This window comes from Salinivibrio sp. MA427 (assembly GCF_001996115.1).
GTDB lineage: Bacteria > Pseudomonadota > Gammaproteobacteria > Enterobacterales > Vibrionaceae > Salinivibrio > Salinivibrio costicola.
In genome coordinates this window covers 1-1947 of sequence record NZ_MUFH01000397.1, presented here as the reverse complement: position 1 = coordinate 1947, position 1947 = coordinate 1, and the positions used below count along the sequence as shown (strand labels likewise).

Sequence of the window (1947 nt, the reverse complement as noted above, 5' to 3'; positions counted from 1 at the left end):
ACTGATTGATAGTGTTGTAACTCACATTGCCTACCAACTGACCCTGATAAATAATGCCACATACCAATGATTTACCTTCTGCATAGTCGTTAAGGGATTTTTTAACAAAGCTCAAAAAGAACGCTTCATCATGAGCATGCGGTGGCCACACTAACCATTGGCTTAAATACTCCTGATCGCGGGTAACGATATCCAGATAAATCGGCGCAAAGCGTGTATTGATAAGTTCTAGTTTTAGGTCACGATTAACATCCAATGTAAACATCTTTTCCTCATTATCAATGCGACACAATTGTCGACATTCATTATTTTCAGTGCAGTTTATTCAATCGTCCAATCCGCGGCGCCCGTTCCCGCCTCCTGAAAGCGAAGTTTTATCGGATAGGTGTCACCACAGCCTTCGACAATCCATAGCTCTCGCCACATTCTTGTGCCTACCTCACCTGATGGCATTTCGCGCACGTAAGGTACAAACGCCTCTCCCACTTATCATATTGCGATAACTCCACCAATGCGTATTGGGTCGTTGCCGCTACTCATAGTTCTGCCAGTATTTGAATATGGCTGTGAGCAACGAAGCCTAACGACTCGCAAAGGCGTCGAGAGGCAATATTTTCCCGGTTGGCACGATATCGGGCGACACGTCCCCTCTTTTCAACCTCTTTGACCCACCTTGAAATCAGTGCCTTGCCGACACCGCGCTGACGACAGTTTGGTGTCACTAAGATAGACAGCGATTCAAAGGGCTCGACACCACAATATGATGCAATGATCCCAACAGGCTGACCTTCCAGATATGCCATATAGAAATAGTCTGAGTCCAGACTAAAATCCGCTTTAAATAATTCTTCCTCATCAAACCCTGTAATAAATTGTTCGATGTGCTCCCGATGGGCGTCCAGCGTGAGCTGAACAACCTCTACCTTTGATTTAGCGTCACAAACATGACCTGATAGATAATAGTCAATATCATCAATACAGATCTCAAACGCTTGAGAGTTCACATCGTCAATATAGTCATGTAGCGATCGCAGCTTAGATTTTTCTAGATGTGTGCGAACGTCTTCATTGCAGCTGACCAGTGTCAGGTTATCAGACGCATACAGAAACGCTAAATCCTCTTCGCCGCCTCGTTTATAGTATTCACAACCAGTGAAAATATAATTGCTCTCAATATGACTCACGCCCAAACGCGCAAGCCAAGATTTATCAATGCTATCCATCGCTTTTTACTCCATACTTAGTCAAAAGTGCCGGCTACGCGACACTTAAAGTTTTGAAATTTCGGCAGACCAAAATTCAACTAGCAGGCCATCTTCTAGCCAAATCTCATACAAAGGACCGCCAAAGTGTTTTCTAAATCGATAAGTTAATTGATAGTTCTCTGCTATCGCAACTAACTCATCTACCGTTTTGTTTGCTTCGAGCATAAAGTGAGAAGCATGAAAGTTCTGCTTTTCACCTTGCTCTTCATAAATTGCAGCTAAGTCGCCAAACGTCAATTTATACTGCACTGGAATGAGCTCTATTAGTTCGTTATCACTCTCGCTCCAAACACACATCCATGCACCAGTCATCGTCTTTGAAGGAAATGCTTTAGCCTCACCATTTGTCAGCTCAGCTAAAATCTCCGAGCTACGCTTCGGTCGGCATGAGTTAACAGATAAATGCTTAATTTTCATTTAATCTCTCGATCTTCCCTGACATAGAAAATGCCCGCAATAAGTGGCGCGAGGAACGAGCGTCCGGCGACAGCAGGGAGCGAAATCCTTTTATACGTGTTTCTGGTAAATAGTCATCCTCATGCTGCTAGGCACGCAGATGAGGAAGCTATTTGACAGTGTTATCGCTTATTCTACATCGAATTGGTCACTACTTGGACGTAACTGACGCTGGAGGCCTGATAAGAAGTTTCGCAGCACTTGGTCTTTGCACTCTTTATAGTGC

General features: G+C 44.0%; 4 protein-coding genes and 1 pseudogene. All 5 read right to left on the bottom strand.

Features of this window, described 5'->3' with window-relative positions:
• Positions 1-265: pseudogene (locus tag BZG79_RS14950) on the bottom strand (RimJ/RimL family protein N-acetyltransferase); the annotation flags it as partial.
• A gap of 56 nt (positions 266-321) precedes the next feature.
• Complete coding sequence (locus tag BZG79_RS16960; RefSeq protein WP_277919872.1) at positions 322-453, bottom strand: hypothetical protein; 132 nt, start codon at positions 451-453, stop codon at positions 322-324.
• Positions 454-536: 83 nt separating this feature from the next.
• On the bottom strand, positions 537-1223 hold the full coding sequence (locus BZG79_RS14945; RefSeq protein WP_077774802.1) for a GNAT family N-acetyltransferase: 687 nt from the start codon (positions 1221-1223) through the stop codon (positions 537-539).
• A gap of 45 nt (positions 1224-1268) precedes the next feature.
• A complete protein-coding gene (locus BZG79_RS14940; RefSeq protein WP_077774801.1) occupies positions 1269-1682 on the bottom strand; it encodes a hypothetical protein in 414 nt (137 codons plus the stop codon).
• A 168-nt stretch (positions 1683-1850) separates the two neighbouring features.
• Positions 1851-1947 (bottom strand): DUF1456 family protein (locus BZG79_RS16240; protein WP_199878003.1); only part of this gene is annotated, 97 nt, incomplete at its 5' end.

Coding starts and splice junctions, on each gene's coding strand:
- BZG79_RS16960 (WP_277919872.1), bottom strand. CDS start 453: ATGCCATCAGGTGAGGTAGGCACAAGAATGTGGCGAGAGCTATGGATT.
- BZG79_RS14945 (WP_077774802.1), bottom strand. CDS start 1,223: ATGGATAGCATTGATAAATCTTGGCTTGCGCGTTTGGGCGTGAGTCAT.
- BZG79_RS14940 (WP_077774801.1), bottom strand. CDS start 1,682: ATGAAAATTAAGCATTTATCTGTTAACTCATGCCGACCGAAGCGTAGC.